General features: G+C 68.8%; 17 protein-coding genes. 6 read left to right on the top strand and 11 right to left on the bottom strand.

Annotation, left to right across the window (positions count from 1 at the left end; all coding sequences use genetic code 11):
• Nucleotides 1-23 precede the first annotated feature (23 nt).
• From ACLKM7_RS04860 to ACLKM7_RS04880, 5 genes are read right to left on the bottom strand one after another with little or no spacing between them, the layout of a single operon-like run.
• Nucleotides 24-1,295: an ABC transporter substrate-binding protein gene (locus tag ACLKM7_RS04860; RefSeq protein WP_436446033.1), complete on the bottom strand. Its 1,272-nt coding sequence runs from the start codon at nucleotides 1,293-1,295 to the stop codon at nucleotides 24-26.
• The gene (locus ACLKM7_RS04865) at nucleotides 1,292-2,419 is read right to left on the bottom strand and encodes a branched-chain amino acid ABC transporter permease (RefSeq protein ID WP_436446034.1); all 1,128 of its coding nucleotides are present in this window, start codon (nucleotides 2,417-2,419) and stop codon (nucleotides 1,292-1,294) included. The genes ACLKM7_RS04860 and ACLKM7_RS04865 overlap by 4 nt, the downstream gene beginning before the upstream one ends.
• Nucleotides 2,419-3,300: a branched-chain amino acid ABC transporter permease gene (locus ACLKM7_RS04870; protein WP_436446035.1), complete on the bottom strand. Its 882-nt coding sequence runs from the start codon at nucleotides 3,298-3,300 to the stop codon at nucleotides 2,419-2,421. Before ACLKM7_RS04870 ends, ACLKM7_RS04865 begins: the two co-directional genes overlap by 1 nt.
• 3 nt (nucleotides 3,301-3,303) lie before the next feature.
• Entirely contained in the window at nucleotides 3,304-4,014 is a 711-nt protein-coding gene (locus tag ACLKM7_RS04875) for an ABC transporter ATP-binding protein (protein ID WP_436446036.1), read from the bottom strand.
• A complete protein-coding gene (locus tag ACLKM7_RS04880; RefSeq protein WP_436446037.1) occupies nucleotides 4,001-4,762 on the bottom strand; it encodes an ABC transporter ATP-binding protein in 762 nt (253 codons plus the stop codon). The genes ACLKM7_RS04875 and ACLKM7_RS04880 overlap by 14 nt, the downstream gene beginning before the upstream one ends.
• Nucleotides 4,763-5,092: 330 nt before the next feature.
• Here ACLKM7_RS04880 and ACLKM7_RS04885 point away from each other — a divergent pair, with 330 nt between their 5' ends.
• Complete coding sequence (locus ACLKM7_RS04885; RefSeq protein WP_436446038.1) at nucleotides 5,093-6,484, top strand: aminomethyl transferase family protein; 1,392 nt, start codon at nucleotides 5,093-5,095, stop codon at nucleotides 6,482-6,484.
• 11 nt (nucleotides 6,485-6,495) lie between these two features.
• Here the strand turns inward: ACLKM7_RS04885 and ACLKM7_RS04890 are convergent, their stop codons facing one another.
• Nucleotides 6,496-7,464 carry a GlxA family transcriptional regulator gene (locus ACLKM7_RS04890; RefSeq protein WP_436446039.1) on the bottom strand — a complete coding sequence of 323 codons (969 nt, stop codon included), beginning with the start codon at nucleotides 7,462-7,464 and terminating at the stop codon, nucleotides 6,496-6,498.
• A gap of 171 nt (nucleotides 7,465-7,635) precedes the next feature.
• On the opposite strand from ACLKM7_RS04890, the gene ACLKM7_RS04895 reads away from it, so the two are divergent.
• The 5 genes from ACLKM7_RS04895 (at nucleotide 7,636) to ACLKM7_RS04915 (ending at nucleotide 11,861) form a co-directional block, all read left to right on the top strand.
• Complete coding sequence (locus ACLKM7_RS04895; protein WP_436446040.1) at nucleotides 7,636-8,460, top strand: alpha/beta fold hydrolase; 825 nt, start codon at nucleotides 7,636-7,638, stop codon at nucleotides 8,458-8,460.
• A gap of 39 nt (nucleotides 8,461-8,499) precedes the next feature.
• Nucleotides 8,500-9,300 carry an alpha/beta hydrolase gene (locus ACLKM7_RS04900; protein ID WP_436446041.1) on the top strand — a complete coding sequence of 267 codons (801 nt, stop codon included), beginning with the start codon at nucleotides 8,500-8,502 and terminating at the stop codon, nucleotides 9,298-9,300.
• Nucleotides 9,276-10,067 (top strand): MBL fold metallo-hydrolase, encoded by a 792-nt coding sequence (locus tag ACLKM7_RS04905; protein WP_436446042.1) that lies wholly within the window; start codon nucleotides 9,276-9,278, stop codon nucleotides 10,065-10,067. The genes ACLKM7_RS04900 and ACLKM7_RS04905 overlap by 25 nt, the downstream gene beginning before the upstream one ends.
• Nucleotides 10,068-10,158: 91 nt before the next feature.
• Nucleotides 10,159-11,064, top strand: coding sequence for an IclR family transcriptional regulator (locus tag ACLKM7_RS04910; RefSeq protein ID WP_436446043.1), 906 nt, complete (start codon nucleotides 10,159-10,161; stop codon nucleotides 11,062-11,064).
• Nucleotides 11,061-11,861, top strand: coding sequence for a DUF1932 domain-containing protein (locus tag ACLKM7_RS04915; protein WP_436446044.1), 801 nt, complete (start codon nucleotides 11,061-11,063; stop codon nucleotides 11,859-11,861). The genes ACLKM7_RS04910 and ACLKM7_RS04915 overlap by 4 nt, the downstream gene beginning before the upstream one ends.
• Nucleotides 11,862-11,926: 65 nt before the next feature.
• On the opposite strand, the gene ACLKM7_RS04920 is transcribed toward ACLKM7_RS04915, so the two are convergent.
• From ACLKM7_RS04920 to ACLKM7_RS04940, 5 genes are read right to left on the bottom strand one after another with little or no spacing between them, the layout of a single operon-like run.
• Nucleotides 11,927-13,180 (bottom strand): ABC transporter substrate-binding protein, encoded by a 1,254-nt coding sequence (locus ACLKM7_RS04920; protein ID WP_436446045.1) that lies wholly within the window; start codon nucleotides 13,178-13,180, stop codon nucleotides 11,927-11,929.
• Entirely contained in the window at nucleotides 13,177-14,373 is a 1,197-nt protein-coding gene (locus ACLKM7_RS04925; protein ID WP_436446046.1) for a branched-chain amino acid ABC transporter permease, read from the bottom strand. Before ACLKM7_RS04925 ends, ACLKM7_RS04920 begins: the two co-directional genes overlap by 4 nt.
• Complete coding sequence (locus ACLKM7_RS04930) at nucleotides 14,370-15,254, bottom strand: branched-chain amino acid ABC transporter permease (protein WP_436446047.1); 885 nt, start codon at nucleotides 15,252-15,254, stop codon at nucleotides 14,370-14,372. Before ACLKM7_RS04930 ends, ACLKM7_RS04925 begins: the two co-directional genes overlap by 4 nt.
• On the bottom strand, nucleotides 15,251-16,120 hold the full coding sequence (locus tag ACLKM7_RS04935; RefSeq protein ID WP_436446048.1) for an ABC transporter ATP-binding protein: 870 nt from the start codon (nucleotides 16,118-16,120) through the stop codon (nucleotides 15,251-15,253). Before ACLKM7_RS04935 ends, ACLKM7_RS04930 begins: the two co-directional genes overlap by 4 nt.
• The gene (locus ACLKM7_RS04940; RefSeq protein ID WP_436446049.1) at nucleotides 16,117-16,890 is read right to left on the bottom strand and encodes an ABC transporter ATP-binding protein; all 774 of its coding nucleotides are present in this window, start codon (nucleotides 16,888-16,890) and stop codon (nucleotides 16,117-16,119) included. The genes ACLKM7_RS04935 and ACLKM7_RS04940 overlap by 4 nt, the downstream gene beginning before the upstream one ends.
• Nucleotides 16,891-16,992 lie beyond the last annotated feature (102 nt).

The following is a 16,992-nucleotide window of genomic DNA, read 5'->3' on the forward strand; positions in this document are numbered from 1 at the left end:
CGCCCCTTCGTCATGTGCTCAGCTCATTCGCCCCAGGCCTCGGCCGGCGCGTAGCCGCTGCCGTTGTACTTGACCACCTGCAGCGACGACACCGCCGGCTGGCCGTCCTGGGTCGTGTCGACCGCGGTACCCTCGAGCATCAGCGGCGCCTGGAAGTCCGAGATCGTGCGCAGCTGCTCCATGAAGTCCTCGCGCGTCGGCTCGGTCATCTTGGCGAAGACCTGCTCGAGCGTCGCGCCGATCATGTAGCTCCACATGCAGTGCGGGAAGGCCGGCACATCGGGGTAGTTCGCGTACTCGGCGAGGCTGTCGAGGAACGCCACGACGTCCTCGTCCTCCGCGTACGCGGGGCTCTGCGGAGCCTTCGCGAACGACACCGTGTACACGCCGGGGAACGCGGTCGCCCCGCCGGGCTCGAGGATCGCTCCCGGGCTGGACGTGTTCGACGGCAGGAACCAGTTCGGCAGCCAGCCGAGCTCCTGCGTCTTCTGCAGCGACGAGATCACCAGCGGGGTGATCGACATCGCGTTGAAGAACACGTCGGCGTCGGTCGCCGCCAGCTCGGTCAGCTGCGCGTCGACCGAGGCGTCGGTGGCCTCGTAGGTGAGCTCGCCGACGATCTCGATGTTGTCGGCGCCTTCGATGGCCGACTTGAAGCCCTCGACGTATCCCTCGCCGTAGTCGTCGTTCTGCGACAGGATCGCGACCTTGTGGTCTTCGCCGGAGGTGGCCAGCAGCTCACCGAAGGCCTCGCCCTCGTTCTGGTAGATCGGCACGAAGCCGAGCTGCCACGGGCTCTCCTCGGCATCGCTGAAGATCGGGTCGCCGGTCTGGATCAGCACCTGGGGCACCTCGTCGGCGATCGCCGCCTCGCGCCAGGCGCGGTTCGTCGGCGTCCCCAGGCCCGAGGTCATCGCGAACACGCTGCCCTTGAGCTGGTCGTAGTTGGCCTTGGCCTTCTGCGGGTCGTACTCGTCGTCCAGCGCCTCGATCTCGACGGTGCGGGTCTGGCCGTCGCCGAACTCGACGCCGCCCTCGGCGTTGCGGGCGCCGAAGTACGCGGTGATGCCGGCGACCGTGCAGGTGCCCGGTCCCGCGGTCGGACCGCTGAGCGGAGTCGTGATGCCGAGCGTGATGGACGAGTCGGTGATGCCGGGGCTCGCGGCCGCTTCGCCGCCGCCGTCTCCGCCACCATCGCCGCCCCCACCTCGGGCGCATCCGGCAGCGAGGACGGCGACGACGCCGATCCCCGCGACGACCGAAGCGATCCGCATCCTCTTGCGGTTGATGCTCATGGGTCCTGCCTCTCTCTTGGTTCTGACTGTGTGGTGTGTGGCTGTGTGGTGTGTGGCTGTGTGGTCGGTGGCTGTGCGGTCGGTGACTCTTCGGCCGGTGAGTCAGAGCGCGGCCCTGACGAGTGCTGTCCCGACGAGCGGCGGCGGCGCCACAGTCTCGGGAGCGAGACGAGGCCGCCGGGAAGGACGAACAGCACGACGAGCAGGATCGCTCCTTGCAGGACGGCCGTGATGTTCGGATCGATGATGTTCGTGATCTGCGGCACCAGCACGTACCACGCGCCGCCCAGCAGCGAACCGAGGATGCTCCCCGCGCCGCCGATCACCATCGAGGCCAGCAGCTCGATCGAGTGTCCGAAGTGCAGGGTCTCGGGGGACGTGTACTGCACGACCACCATATAGAGGAAGCCGCTCACGCCGCCGATGAGCGACGCGATCGTGAAGGCGAGCACCTTGTAGCGGTACGGCGAGACGCCCATGGATGCCGCGACCGCCTCGTTGCCCTTCACGATGGCGAAGGCGCGCCCGTACTTGCCCCGCACCAGGTTGCGGGTGAGCAGGAAGGTGATGCCGCCGATGAGGAACACCAGGTACAGCTGCCATTGGTCGTCGTACAGACCCGTCCATTCCGGGGCATCCGTGAATCGCGCCGAGGTGCCCTGCGAGCCGCCGGTGAAGTCCGACAGCCGCTTGGCCAGCGGCACTCCGACGATGGGAAGGGCGATCGTGACCATCGCGATGGCAAGGCCCCCCAGCCGGGCCGCAGCGAGGGCGATGAGCAGCCCGACGACGGCGGGCACCAGGCACGCCAGCACGAAGACGAGCACGACGTTCCAGTCCTGGTCGACGCCGTACGCCGTGACGTATGCGCCCAGCCCGACGAAGAAGATCTGGCCGAGCGAGACCTGGCCGGTGTAGCCCATGACGACGTTGAGGCCCAGCACCGCGACGGCGAACACCCCGATGCGCGCGATGGTCTGATTCGCGAACTCCGGCAGCAGCAGCGGCAGCACGAGCAGCAGGACGACGATCAGCGCGACGCCGGCCCACTGCACCCAGGGCTTGGAGAAGAAGCCGGATGCCGCGGCGGGGCGGGTGCGATTGAGATCCGTTGTGGTCGACATCAGACGCGCACCACCGCTTTCCGGCCGAAGAGGCCCTGAGGCCGGATGATCAGCACCACGAAGATGAGGATGAAGGGCACCGCGATCTTGAGGTCGTGGCCGATGAAGGGCACGTAGACGGCGGCGAGGTTCTCGAGCACGCCGATGAGCCAGGCCGCGACGACGACGCCGACGGGACTCGACAGTCCGCCCAGGATGCAGGCCGCGAGCGCGTACACGAGCGCGGAGTCCATCATTCCGGGCGTGAGGGTCAACTGCGGCGCGACCAGCACTCCGGCGACCGCGCCCAGCACAGCCGCGAGTCCCCAGCCCACCATGAGGAGGCGTCCGACCGGCAGGCCCGAGAACGCCGACGAGTGCGGGTTGATGGCGACCGCGCGCAGCGCCAGCCCGAGCTTCGTGCCGATGAACAAGGCCTGCAGCACTCCCATCATGGCCACGATCACGATGAACGTCCCGAGCGAGCGAACACTGATCACCGCCCCGGCGATCTGCACCGTCTCGAGCGGGAACAGCGACGGGAACAGCCGGTTGTTGTAGGTCCAGATCCACGCGCAGATGCCGGTGATCAGGGTCAGCAGGCCGATCGTCACGACGACCGCGGTGTCGGGGTCGCCGCCTTCGAAGCGGCGGATGAGGTAGCGCTCGATCACCGCGCCGAGCAGGAACGAGAACACGATCGCCACGAGGATCGCCACGACGAGCGGTACGCCCCAGCCGTAGACGGCCCACGCGACGTAGGCCGACAGCACGGCCATGCCACCCTGGGCGAAGTTGATGAGGCCGGTGGCCTGATTGACCAGCACGATCGCGAGCGCGAGCGCCGCGTAGATCGAGCCGGTCGACAGGCCGTCGACCACGAGCTGGATGAAGGTCCCCATCCGTCAGCCTCCCAGGTACGCGCGGCGGATCTCGTCCATGCCGCGAAGCTCGGCGGACGTGCCCGTGAGAACGCTGCGGCCGGTCTCGAGCACGGTGGCGGTGTCGACGAGCGTGAATGCCAGGTTCGCATTCTGCTCGACGACGAGCATCGCGATGCCCGACTCGCGTCGCAGCCGGCCGATCGCGTCGTAGACCGACCGTGCGGTGCTGGGCGCCAGTCCGAGCGAGGCCTCATCGAGCATCATGAGCCGCGGCTTGGCCATGATCGCCCTGGCCACCGCGAGCATCTGCTGTTCGCCGCCCGACAGAGCCGAACCGTTGGAGCGGATGCGCTCCTGGAGCTGCGGGAACAGGTCGAGGCAGTAGTCGATGTCGGACGCGATGCCTTTGCGGTCCTTGCGGAGGTACGCGCCCACCTTGAGGTTCTCGCGCACGGTCAGATCCGACAGCGTGCCGCGTCCCTCAGGCACATGCGCGATGCCGAGCGCCGCGACCTGATCGGGCCGCAGACCTCGCAGGTCCTTGCCGTCGAAGCGGAGCGTCCCGGTCGAGCGGACGGCGCCCGAGATCGCGCGGAGCGTCGTCGTCTTGCCGGCGCCGTTCGCGCCCAGGATGCCGACCGCCCCGCCGTCCGGGACGGTCAGCGACACGCTCTCGAGCACCCGGATGGGTCCGTACGACGCGGTCAGGTCGACGAGCTCAAGCAGCGTCATCCGCGGCGTCCTTTCCGATGTAAGCCTCGATCACGCGCGGGTCCGCCTGCGCCTCGGCCGCGGTGCCCTCCATAAGCTTGCGCCCGTGGTCGAGCACCATGACGCGATCGGTCAGTGCCGAGATCAGCCCCATGTTGTGCTCGACGATGATCACCGTGATGTCGGCGTCCCGCACGCGGCGAACGGTCTCGATCAGAGTCTCCACCTCGCCGTGCGGCAGGCCGGCCGCCGGCTCGTCGAGCAGCAGCAGCCGGGGCTTCATCAGCAGCGCACGGCACAGCTCGACGCCCTTGTGCAGGCCGTGCGACAGCTCGTCGGCGCGCCTACCCGCAGCCCAGCCGAGTCCGTGCGCCTCGAGAAGGTCCATGGCCTCGGCACGCAGCTCGCGTTCGGCGCGCGCAGTGCGCGGCAGGCGGAGCGACCATTCCGCGGGCCCGCCGGGCAGCCGGCTGTGGGCGCCGAGCAGCACGTTCTCGAGCACCGTCTCGCGCAGCTGCAGCGCGGGGTGCTGGAACGTGCGGGCAAGGCCGTGCCGTGCGAGCGTCGCCGGTCGCGCGCCGCGCACCTCGGCCTCGTCGATGCGGATGGATCCGGAACTCGGCCGATAGTGGCCGCTGATGCAGTTGAACAGCGAGGTCTTGCCCGCGCCGTTCGGTCCGACCAGGCCGAAGATCTCGCCGGGACCGACCCCGAACGAGACCTCCTGCAGGACCTTCACGCCGCCGAAGTGAAGGTTGACGTCGCTCACCGTCAATCGCGCGCCCATGCTGCCCTTTCGCTTCGTTGCGTCGTCGCGGTCGACGACATCGCCGCCCAGCGGCGTCGCGTCGACAGGGGACTCGAGTCCTCCCCTGCTGGGAAAACTACGGATCCCCAGTCAGATTGTCAACGATTTTGGTGTGAACCGCGCGACTGTGCGCGAATTGTGACCGTTCTGCTCCCGCGACGCCGCGAAGTGCTTGTTCGATGGTCGCCCCGCACATGCCCCACGGCATCCCGTAGTTCCGTTCATCGGAATCTTCCACCAGGGTGTCGAAACCTCGACCTACGCTGACCGCAACGAACAGGAGGGTCGACGATGACCAATACGATGACCGAGACGGGCACGGAATCACTGGCCCAGGCGATCGAGCGTGCAGGCAGCCCCATCGAGCTGCTGCGCAACCAGAACTGGCCCGCATTCACTTTCCCGGTGGCACCCGAGTTCACCAACTGGCGCGACGAGCAGCGCGCGTGGAGCACCACCGTCGCGCTCATGGACCAGTCGCACCACATGACGCAGCTCTTCCTGGACGGCGCCGATCTCATCCCCGTCCTCAGCTCGATCTCGCCGAACACCTTCGTGACCTTCCGGCCGGGCGTGGCGAAGCAGCTGATCTCGGTCAACCGGGACGGCTACCTCATCGGCGACGGCATCCTGTTCTACAACGCCGAGGGACCCGAGGGCCTGGTGCTCATCGGCCACCACATCCTCATCGACTGGGTGCGGTTCAACATCGAGAAGGCGCAGGGTGCCGGCAAGGACGTCCGGTACCGCCTCGAGGCGAACTCGCACATGCGCCAGGGACCGCCGACGTTCTACCGCTACGAGCTGCAGGGACCGAAGGCCGACATCGTGATGGAGAAGATCTTCGGCGGGCCGCCCCCCGAGATCAAGTTCTTCCACATCGGCGATGTCACCATCGCGGGGCGCCCGGTCAAGGCGCTGCGCCACGGCATGGCCGGCCAGCCCGGGTTCGAGTTCTACGGACCGTGGGAAGACAACGAGATCGTGCTCGAGGCGATCCTCGAGGCAGGCGCCGAGCATGACATCCGACGCGTGGGCGCCAAGGCCTACTCTTCGTCACCGCTCGAGTCGGGCTGGGTGCCGACCCCCTTCCCCGCGGTGTTCGACGACGACTTCGCCGAGTATCGCGAGTGGCTTCCGGCCGCTCGCATCGGCTCGGTCGCGGGATCGCTGCACTCCGACGACATCCACGACTTCTACATGACCCCGTTCGACATCGGACTCGGGCGCTCGGTGCGTTTCGACCACGACTTCCACGGTCGTGAGGCGCTCGAGCGCCACGCCGAGAAGCAGCAGCGTCGCAAAGTGACGCTGCTGTGGAACTCCGAGGACGTCGCCGCTGTGGTGCGGTCGCAGATCGAACCCGGCACGCCGGCGAAGTTCCTCGACTTTCCCAAAGCCCGCTACGGGCTGTACCAGATGGACGAGGTCCTGCGCGGCGGCGAGCGTGTGGGGATCTCGACGGATGCCGGATACGTGGCGTTCGATCAGCTGTACATGTCGCTGGCGACACTCGACACCGGCATCCGCGACGGCGAAGAGGTCGAGGTGGTGTGGGGCGAAGACCCCATCTCGCGCAAGGACTCGGTCGATCGCACGCACCGGCAGGTGCGCATCCGCGCGACCGTCGCCCCCGCGCCGTTCCACGACTACGCCCGCACGGTGTACCGCTCCGATTCCTGACGGGAAGGAACTCACACCTGCTGGGGTGCCCTGAACGCCGTTCTGTAGTCGCTCGGACTCGCGCCGGTGTGCAGGAGGAAGTGCCGGCGCATCACCTGGGTGGAGCCGAATCCTGACGTGTACGCCACGTTCGTGATCGTCAGGTCCGTCTCCTCCAGCAGGACTCGCGCCCGCTCGACCCGATGCCGCGAAACCCACGCCTGGAGGCTCTCGCCGGTTTCGGTGCGGAACCGACGCTCCAGTGTGCGGGGGCTCATGTGCGCGTGCCGAGCCACGGTCTCCAGCGACAACGGCTCGGCGAGGTTGGTGAGCATCCACTGCATCACCGGCGCGAGGGCGCCGGTGAGCGGGCGGGCCGGCACGGTGGCGTACTGCGCCTGACCTCCGACCCGGTGCGGCGGGCTGATCAGGATGCGCGAGACGTCATTGGCGTACGCCTGGCCGTGGTCGAGCCGAAGGATATGCAGGCACAAGTCGGCCGATGCGAGCATGCCGCCAGACGTCAGCACCGAGCCATCGTCGATGTACATCGCGTGCTCGACGAGATGCGCCGCCGGGAACGCCGCCCGGAACTCTTCGGCAAGCGCCCAATGCGTCGTGACCCTCCGGCCGTCCAGCACGCCTGCCTGCCCGAGGACGAACGCCCCGGCGCACAGCGACACGATCCGGGCGCCCCGCGCTGCCGCCGCCGCAATGGTGTCCAGCAGCGCCGGGTCCTGGGGCTCCCACGGCGCTTCCAGGCCCGGCACGATCACGGTGTCTGCGTGGGAGAGTTCCGTGAGGGGTCCTAGTTCGCTCATGGAGAAGCCGAGCGAGGTGCCGAGCGCGGCGCTGCCGCAGACGCGGACATCGTAGGGCGGCGAGGTCTCTACGCGGATCTTGGAGAACACCGACGGCCGGCGCCCGAACGCCTGCGCGGCCACGGCGAGGTCGAGCACGAACGTTCCCGGAAGCGCGACGATCACAACACGGTGTGCCACGGACGCTCCTGTCCCGAATAGTTCGAAGGTTGACGGCCTGCGCGCCCCGGAGCGGCTCCGGTACTCCGAGACTGTGACCTATCGACAGGGGATGGCGCATCACGGGGCACGACAGCATTATCACGGGACGGAGCCCACCGCCACACCCCGCCCGAACGGAAGGAATCCAGCATGCCCTACGTCACCTCCGGCGACGGCGCTCAGATCTTCTACAAGGACTGGGGAAGCGGCCGACCCGTCGTCCTCGCCCACGGATGGCCTTTGAACGCCGACAGCTGGGAAGCACAGCAACTCTTCCTCGCCGAGCACGGCTTCCGCGCCATCGCCCACGATCGCCGCGGGCACGGCCGCTCCACGCAGACCTGGCACGGCAACGACATGGACACCTACGCCGACGACCTGGCCGTCCTGATGAAGGCTCTCGATCTTCAAGCGGTCACCCTCGTGGGCTTCTCCACCGGTGGGGGCGAGGTCACCCGCTACATCGGGCGGCACGGCACCAGCCGCGTCGCACAGCTCGTTCTCGTCTCCGCGGTGCCGCCCTTCATGCTGAAGACCGACGACAATCCCGACGGAGTGCCGATCGAAGTGTTCGACGGAATCCGGGCCGCGTCGCTCGGCGACCGGTCCCAGACCTACCGGGACCTCGCGGACGGACCGTTCTTCGGCAACAACCGCGAGGGCCAGCATCCATCTCAGGGCATGCGCGACGCCTTCTGGCTCCAGGGCCTTCAGGCCGGCGCGCGCAACGCCTATGAGTGCATCGCCGCCTTCTCCGCGACCGACTTCCGTGACGACCTCGACAAGGTCGATGTGCCGACGCTCGTCATCCACGGTGACGACGACCAGGTGGTTCCGTTCGAGGTCGGCGGCAGGAAGACGGCCGAACGGGTCCCCCTCGCCACGCTGAAGGTGTATCCCGGCGCCCCGCACGGCATCACCGACACCCACAAGGACCAGCTCAACAACGACCTCCTCGAGTTCCTCCTGTCTTGACCTTCGGCCAATCCATCCCACGACGATCGGAGCACGCACATGACGACACAGCCGGACACCATCGTCCTTGTCCACGGCTTCTGGGTCACGCCCAGGAGCTGGGAGCATTGGATCACTCACTACGAGTCGAAGGGTTACCGGGTGCTCGCCCCGGGCTACCCCGGATTCGAAGTCGAAGTCGAGGAGTTGAGGGCGAATCCGCAGATCATCGCCGACCTCACCGTCCCGCAGATCATCGCCAAACTGGAGGGCGTCCTCGGCGAGCTCGACACCAAGCCGATCATCATCGGCCACTCGGCAGGCGGCGCGTTCACCCAGGTCCTGCTCGACCACGGTTTCGGAGCAGCCGCCGTCGCGCTCAACTCCGCTCCCACCGAGGGAGTGAGGGTCGTGCCGCCGTCCCAGGTGCGGTCCACGTTCCCGGTCCTCAAGAGTCCCGGCAATCGGAAGAAGGCCGTCGGCCTGGACTACGAGCAGTGGAAGTACGCGTTCACCAACACTTTCCCCGAAGAGGAGGCGCGCGCCACGTACGAGCGCTACCACATCCCTGCCAACGGCGGGATCCTGTGGGGCAGCGTGCTCGCCAACTTCCAGCCCGGCCCCCAGGACATCTGGGTCGACTACCACAACGACCAGCGGGCACCCTTGCTGTTCGTCTCTGCCTCCGAGGATCACATCATGCCCCCGTCGGTGCAGCGATCGAACGCGAAGCACTACAAGTCCGACACGGTGACCGAGGTCAAGGTGTACGACGGATACGCCCATCTGCTCCCCGCCCAGCGCGGCTGGGAGGCGATCGCCGACGAGGTGCTCGAGTGGGCGATCGCACACGCGAGGTGATCCTCACCCACGTCGGCGGACCGACGGTGCTCGTCGAACTGGGCGGCTGGCGTCTGATCACCGACCCGACGTTCGACCCGGCAGGCGACCACTACGTCTTCGGGTGGGGCACCTCGTCGGACAAGGTCGCCGCTCCGGCACTGGCGACGACGGATCTGCCCGACCTGGACGCCGTGCTTCTCACGCACGACCAGCACGGCGACAACCTCGACCGCGCCGGCCGAGCACTCCTGCCTGCCGTGCCGACGGTTCTCACGACCCGACGCGCCGCCGGGCGGCTCGGGCTGACGGGTGCGCGCGGGTTGCGCGTCGGGGAGCGCACCGTGCTGGAGGCACCGGGCCGCGAACCGCTCGAGGTGACAGCCACTCCTGCGCGGCACGGTCCCCCGATGTCGCGGCCGATCGTCGGTCCGGTCGTCGGCTTCTTGCTCCGGTGCGGCGGCGCCTCGGTATGGGTGACCGGCGACACCGTACTCCATGCCGCCCTGCGCCGATTCGCCCGCACGACAACGGTCGACGTACTCATCGTCCATGTCGGCGGGGTGCAGTTCGGCGTGACCGGCCCCGTGAGGTACACCATGACCGGCAGTCGCGCGATGGAGTTCGTCGCACTGACGCGACCGAGAGTCGCCGTCCCCGTGCACTACGAGGGGTGGTCGCATTTTGCCGACGGCGTGGCGGGGCTCGCGACAGCGATCGCGGATGCCCCCGCGGACGTCCAGGACCGCGTCCGCCGACTCCCGCTCGGAACGCGGATCGAGCTGTGACCCTCGGACTCGCCCAGGCTCCGATTCCTGACGGGACGTTCGCTTCAACGGAATTCCGGGCTAGCATGGCGGCGTCATCGAGGAGGATGCCGTGGCACGAGGATCAGCCGGCGAGTCGGTGCTGCATCGGCACTTGCGCGTGCTCGAGACGTTCGATGCGTGGCATCCGTTCCTCACCCTCAGTGAGATCGCCGACGGCGCCGGCATCCCGCGCTCCAGCGCCCACCGGCTGATCGCCGAGCTGGAGCAGGAGGGCCTGCTCGAGCGCCTGCCCGACCGGACCTATCGCCTGGGCGTGCGGCTGTGGGAGTTCGCGAGCCGCACGCCCGGCGCCCTCGGCCTGCGCGAGATCGCACGGCCGTGGCTCGGCGCGGTGCACGAGCGGGTGCGGCAGCACGCGCAGCTCGGCGTGCTCAGCGGACGGGACGTGCTGTTCATCGACCGCATGTCGACGCGCGACGCCGTCATCAACGCGACGCTGATCGGCGGCCGGATCCCGCTGCACGCGTCCTCGAGCGGACTCGTGCTGCTCGCGTACGCCGACGCGTCGGTGGTCGCCGACGTCGTCGCCCACGGTCTGCGCGTGTACACCGAGAACACCATCCGCACCGCGGCCGAGCTGCGCCAGCGCCTGCGCCAGGTGCGCGGCGACGGGCACGCGGTCGCCGACGGATTCATCCACCTCGAGTCGCGGGGAATCGCGGTGCCCATCAACGGCCCCGGCGGCACCGTGTACGCCGCGATCGGCGTGGTCATCCCCAACGACGGCTCGTCCGCGCATCCATACGTCGAGCTGCTGCGTCGCGCTGCGGCCGGCATCTCGCGCGACCTCGCCGCCGCCTACCGGCCCGATGTCGACGAGCGCACCCACGGCATCCGCTCCGTCGTGAGCGGATCGCGGCGATCGCTCGAATACTTCGAGAGCCTCGAGACCGACCCGCACGACGCCGGTGTCCTGCCCGGCGAACTCGTCGAGCCCGTGGGCGAGCTGCGATGACGGCCCGAACGTCCACGAGGATCGCCGTCCTCGGGCTGGGCGAAGCCGGACGGCGCTACGCGAGCGGTCTCGCCCTCGCCGGCGCCGAGGTCCGCGGCTTCGACCCGGCCCACGAGCTCGGTGCGCCCGAGGTCGCGCAGTTCGCCGATCTCGGCGAGGCCCTCGACGGGGCCGAGGTCACGCTCAGTCTGGTGAGCGGCCGGGCTGCGGCATCCGTCGCCCGCGACGCCTTGCCGCACCTGCAACGGGGCGCCGTCTACGCCGACCTCAACACCGGTTCGCCCGAGATCAAGCAGCGGATCGCGCGGCTGGCCGCCGACCGCGACGTGCTGATGGCCGATGCCGCCGTGCTCGCGCCGGTCGTGCGCGCGGGACACCGCACCCCGATGCTCGCGAGCGGCTCGGGTGCGCAGGCGCTGGCCGACCGGCTCGCGCCCTTCGAGGTGCCGATCGAGGTGCTGGACGGGGATGCCGGCGAGGCTGCGAAGCTGCGGCTGCTGCGGAGCGTCTTCATGAAGGGGCTCGGGGCCCTCGTGATCGAGTCGCTCGACGGAGCGCGCGCGGCCGGTTCCGAGGACTGGATGCGCGAGCAGATGGCGCGCGAGCTCGGCCCCGACGGCGACGCCCTCGTGCGCCGGCTCGTCGAGGGCACGCAGCGCCACGCCTCCCGCCGCGAGCACGAGGTGCGCGACGCGCTCGCGATGCTCGAATCGGCGGGCCGCCCGGCCGACATGACCCGCGCGACACTCGCGTGGCTCGAGCGCCTCACCGCCGACGACGGGCCCGGGCACGTCTGAAGCCCGGCCGGCACGACGATGCCCGCCCGCGGAAGCGGACGGGCATCGTCGTGTCGGGCGCGGGCTCAGAAGTCCGGACCGCGGCCGTCCGGTGCGACGTACATCGTTGCGAGCGCGCTGAGGCTGCCCGGCGCGGCGGGGTCGTAGGCGAAGATCGACGATGTGTCGGGCTGCAGCCGGTCCTCCGCCGGGCCGTACGTCATGTCGCCGTTGAGGCCGAGGTAGCTGACCTTGTCGAGCTCGACCATCGCGTTCATGATGCCGGGGCCCGACAGGTCGCCCAGCTCGACGGCCTTCTCGAGGATCGTCGATGCGGTGATGGCCTGCATGAAGCCGTACACGTTCTGCATCGTGGGCGTCGTGCCCAGCTGCTCGGTGAGCAGCTCGATGCCCTCGATCGAGGTGTCGTCCAGGTTGCCGGCGAGCCCGGTGATGAGGAAGTTCTCGGCGAGGTAGCCGGCGATGTCGGTGTCTTTGAACGACTGGGCGATCGCGAAGAACTCGGCCAGCCACACCGGCGCGTAGTCGAGCTGCGTGGCCGCGGCGACGAGGTTGGGCACGTTGTTCGTGGCGCCGCCGAAGACGACGACCTCGCACTGGGCGTTCTTGAGCGTCTGCACCTGCGCGGTGAATGCGGTGTCGGTGGGCGCGAACTCGGTCTTGGGTCCGAGCGTGAACCCGAGCTCTTCGCTCGCGTACTCCAGCGCGATCTGGCGCGCCTCGCCGGACTGATCGGCCTGGATCATCGAGCACACCGTCGAGTCCGTCGTGATCTGCCCCTCTTCGAACAGGTACGACAGCGTGTTCCACGTGTTCGACTGGTACGAGGTGAACGTCATGCCGAGGTTGGGCTGCTTCGTGAACCGCGAGCTCTGCGTCGAGGGCAGCGCGACGGCGTCGTCCTGCTCGAGGATCGGCAGCAGCGCCTCGGTCGACGCGTCTCCGAGCACGCCCGACAGCATGACGACCTGATCCTTGATGCGCTGATACTCCTGCACGGCCAGCTGCGGGTTGTACTGGTTGTCGGCGGTGATCACCTCGACCGGGTACTCCCCCGCGATGCCGCCCTCAGCGTTGATGATGTCGTAGTAGGCCTGCTGACCGGCGACCTGTTCGTTGGACGAGGGCGCCAGCGGGCCGCTCAGCGCGGTCATCTGCCCGACGTGGATCACCCCGTCGGACATGTCGAAGCCAGGCACGGTGGTCAGTTCCTGGGCTTCTTCGGGGGCATCGCCGGTGGGGGCGGTCTGGACGGCGCACGACGTCAGCAGCAACGCTGCTGCGGCCATGCTGAGGACGCCGAGAGTGCGGATTCTCACGAGCTGGGTCCTTCCTTCTGTGTGGTGGAATCCCCTGGTGCGGGGTCGGATGCCGCGGCACGCGCGGCGGGCGCGCGCGGGGCGCGAGCGGGTCGATGGAAGAACGAGATCAGTCCGCCGCGACGGAACAGCAGGAAGACGACGATGAGGACGCCGTAGACGATCAGGCCGAAGCCCGAGACGCTCACCCCGCTCTGCTCCCCCGGTTTCGCGATGAACGGGAGATAGTTCGACAGCCAGATCGCCATCACCGGCACGAGACCGATGAACAGGGCGCCGAGAACCGGCCCCCAGATGCTGGCGAGGCCGCCGATGACGATGATCGCGACGTACTGGATGGACAGGTCCAGACCGAAGTTCTCGGGACGGATGTACTGCAGCTGCACGCCGAGCAGCCCGCCGGCCAGGCCGCCGAGCACCGACGAGACGATGAAGGCGTTCATCATCGACGGCAGCCGCCGCACTCCCAGCACCTCGGCGGCGAGGTCGTGATCGCGGATGGCCTGCATGGCCCTGCCTGAACGCGAGCGCACGATGTTCGCCGTCGCCAGCAGCACGAGGGCCAGGATCACCCAGCACAGGATGAACATGCCCTGCTCGCGCGTGAGCAGGAACGGGCCGATCTGCAGCGAGGTGAAATCCAGCGGTCCGATCGCAACGGGCGCCGTCACCACGGTGCCGTTCAGGCCGCCCGTGAGCGCCGGCAGGTTGCGGGCGGCGTAGATCCCGATGTAGACGAGCCCCAGCGACACGATCGCGAGGTAGGGACCGCGCAGTCGCAGCGCGAACGGCGCGACGAGGGCACCGAGCGCCCCGGCGAAGAGCGCCGCCAGCGGCAGCCACAGCAGGAACGGCAGGCCGAGCTGCCCGCCGAGCACTTGACCGCTGAACGCTCCGGCGCCCACGAAGAACGCGTGCCCGAGAGAGATCTGGCCCGCGTAGCCGGTCAGCAGGTTGAGGCCGGTCGCCGCGATCGCGGCGATGGCAGCCGTGGTCAGCACGGTCAGCACGTAGCTGTCGCCGATGTTGAGGGGCACGGCGAAGATGGCGAGGACGAAGACGATCGCGAGGATCTTGGCCGTCAGCGTGCCGAACAGCCTGGGGGCGCGTGCCCGTGCGCTGCGGCCGAGCACGGCGTCGGTGGAGCCCGGGTCGGCGGAGTTCGCTTCTGCGTGGGGAGCGGCGGTGGTCATGCGCGTCTGATCTCCTTGCGTCCGAAGAGGCCGGCGGGCCGGATGAGCAGAATCACGAGCATCACGAGGTAGGGCACCACGTCGGCGAAGCCCGACCCCCAGCTCTCGGGCACGAGCGACACCGCGAACTGCTGCACGACGCCGATGATGAGGCCGCCGACGACGGCGCCGAGCGGCGATTCGAGCCCGCCCAGGATGATGACCGGCAGAGCCAGGAACGCGTAGACCTCCAGGCCCGGCCTGACGCCGCCGCCCACCGTGGTCGACAGCACGACTCCTCCGAAGGCGCCGAGCGCGCCGGCGATGCCCCACGAGATGCCGAAGACGAACCGCGTGCTCACCCCCTGCGCCATGGCGGCCTCGCTGTCGATGGCGGTGGCACGCAGGCTCAGGCCGATGCGCGTGAACCGGAAGAACAGGAAGAACGCCAGCAGCAGCACGGCGGTGATGGGGATCAGCGTCGCATCCCGGGCGGTGATGCCGATGCCGGCGATGCGGATCACCTCGAGCGCCCACGGGTCGTCGAGGTTGAGGGAGTCGCCCGGCCAGATCGCGGTGACGATCGGGGCCACCGCGATCGTGATGCCGAAGGTCACCAGCAGCGCCGCGAAGTGGTCGGTGACGCGATGCACGACGAGCGCCTCGAGGAGCACCGCGAAGACCGCGACCGCCGCCATCGCGATGACGACGCCGACCCAGAACGGGAGCCCGGCCTGGTGGATCAGCGCGTAGGCGAGGTAGGCGCCGAGGATCACGAAACTGCCCTGCGCGAGATTCAGGATGCCGGAGGCCCGCGCCACGACGACGAACCCGAGGGCCAGCACTGCGTAGAGGCACCCCAGCGCGATGCCCGAGACCAGTGTCTGCAGGAAGTCGGTCATCGACGGGCCCCCTTCTTCGCGAGGCGCTTCGGGATCTTCAGCGCGATGGTCCCCGTCACGGTGGGGTCGTCGACCTCTTCGGACTCGTCGCCGAGGTAGGCCGCGATGACACGCGGGTCCGAGATCGCTGCGCGCGGCGATTCGATCGTGATGGTCGTGCCGAAGTCGAGCACGAGCGATCGGTCGCCGAGCCGCGTCACGAGGCCCATGTCGTGCTCGATCATCACGATGGTCAGGTTCAGCTCCCGCTTGGCCACCAGGATCCACTCGGCGAGCTCATCGGTCTCTTCATCGTTCATGCCGGCCGCGGGCTCGTCGAGCAGGAGGAGTCGCGGCTCGACGGCGAGCGCCCGCGCGAGCTCGATGCGCTTCTTGATCCCGTAGGGCAGGTCGCGGATCGGCCGGCTGAGGTAGTCACCGAGGCCCATCAGGTCGATGAGCGGCTCGCACGCCTGTCGCGCGATCGTCTCTTCGCGCCGGGCTCGCCCCCACCACACCGCCCCGCTGAGCACGCCGGAGCGCATCAGGCGCTGACGGCCGAGCACGACGTTGTCCATGACATCCATGTGCTCGAACAGCGCGAGGTTCTGGAAGGTCCGGGCGATGCCGAGGTCAGCCAGCGCCGTGCGCTTCGCCTCGAGCAGCGAGCTGCCGTCGAACGACACGGTGCCCGAGGTGGGCCGGTAGATGCGGCTGATCACATTCAGCAGCGACGTCTTGCCTGCTCCGTTGGGGCCGATCACGGTGAAGAACTCACCCTCGGCGACGTCGAAGCTGATGCCACGGAGGATGTGGAGTCCGCCGATCGACAGCTCGAGATCGCGCACTGCCAGCAGCGGCGGCGAGGTGGGTGCCGGAGCGCTCATGCCACCTCCTCCGATCCGAGGCCCAGCAGCAGTCGCTGCAGCCCCTCGTCGGAGCGCAGGTTGGCCGCAGTGTCCTCGTGGATGATGCGGCCGTGCTCGAGGACGTAGCCGCGGTCGGCGACGGCCAGCGCCATGGTCGCGTTCTGCTCGATGAGCAGGACGCTGGTGCCGGCTTCCTGGATCGCGCGGATGGCATCGCCGACGAAGGTGACCAGCTTGGGCGAGAGCCCGAGCGTCGGCTCGTCCAGCACGAGCAGCCGCGGCGACGACATCAGGGCACGGGCCACCGCGAGCATCTGCTGCTCGCCGCCCGACAGCAGCCCTGCCGCTTGATCACGACGCTCGGCAAGGCGCGGGAAGAGCTCGAACATCTGCTCGCGGTTCGCTCGCAGCTCGGCGCCGCGCACCGTGACGCCCCCCATGTCGAGGTTCTCGCTGACGGACATGCCGCCGAAGATGCGACGGCCCTCGAGGGTCTGCGCGACGCCGTGCCGCACGATCGCCCGCGGGGAGCGGTGCGCCAGATCCTCGCCGAAGCTGCGGATCGAGCCTGCCGCGATCGACCCGCCCTGCGCGGGCAGCAGCCCGGTGATCGCGCGCGCGAGCGTCGACTTGCCGGCGCCGTTCAGCCCCATCAGGGTGACGACCTCGCCGTCGCCCACCCGGAGGTTCACGTCACGCAGTGCCGTGATCGAGCGTCCGTACCTCACGCTCAGGGCTGCGACATCCAGCGCATCCGGAGTCGTGATGCCGTCGTCGTCTTTGTTCACAGGCTCGGTCCTCCTCGACCACCTCGCCCCGCTCCGCATCACTACGGTCCGGGTATCACCATTATCAGGCAACCTGAAACGCAAATCAAGAGATCTCGCCGG

Source organism: Microbacterium sp. I2 (assembly GCF_051364985.1).
Classification (GTDB): domain Bacteria; phylum Actinomycetota; class Actinomycetes; order Actinomycetales; family Microbacteriaceae; genus Microbacterium.

Coding starts and splice junctions, on each gene's coding strand:
- ACLKM7_RS04935 (WP_436446048.1), bottom strand. CDS start 16,120: ATGAGCGCTCCGGCACCCACCTCGCCGCCGCTGCTGGCAGTGCGCGAT.
- ACLKM7_RS04925 (WP_436446046.1), bottom strand. CDS start 14,373: ATGACCACCGCCGCTCCCCACGCAGAAGCGAACTCCGCCGACCCGGGC.
- ACLKM7_RS04875 (WP_436446036.1), bottom strand. CDS start 4,014: ATGACGCTGCTTGAGCTCGTCGACCTGACCGCGTCGTACGGACCCATC.
- ACLKM7_RS04900 (WP_436446041.1), top strand. CDS start 8,500: ATGACGACACAGCCGGACACCATCGTCCTTGTCCACGGCTTCTGGGTC.
- ACLKM7_RS04865 (WP_436446034.1), bottom strand. CDS start 2,419: ATGTCGACCACAACGGATCTCAATCGCACCCGCCCCGCCGCGGCATCC.
- ACLKM7_RS04915 (WP_436446044.1), top strand. CDS start 11,061: ATGACGGCCCGAACGTCCACGAGGATCGCCGTCCTCGGGCTGGGCGAA.
- ACLKM7_RS04870 (WP_436446035.1), bottom strand. CDS start 3,300: ATGGGGACCTTCATCCAGCTCGTGGTCGACGGCCTGTCGACCGGCTCG.
- ACLKM7_RS04860 (WP_436446033.1), bottom strand. CDS start 1,295: ATGAGCATCAACCGCAAGAGGATGCGGATCGCTTCGGTCGTCGCGGGG.
- ACLKM7_RS04895 (WP_436446040.1), top strand. CDS start 7,636: ATGCCCTACGTCACCTCCGGCGACGGCGCTCAGATCTTCTACAAGGAC.
- ACLKM7_RS04930 (WP_436446047.1), bottom strand. CDS start 15,254: ATGACCGACTTCCTGCAGACACTGGTCTCGGGCATCGCGCTGGGGTGC.
- ACLKM7_RS04885 (WP_436446038.1), top strand. CDS start 5,093: ATGACCAATACGATGACCGAGACGGGCACGGAATCACTGGCCCAGGCG.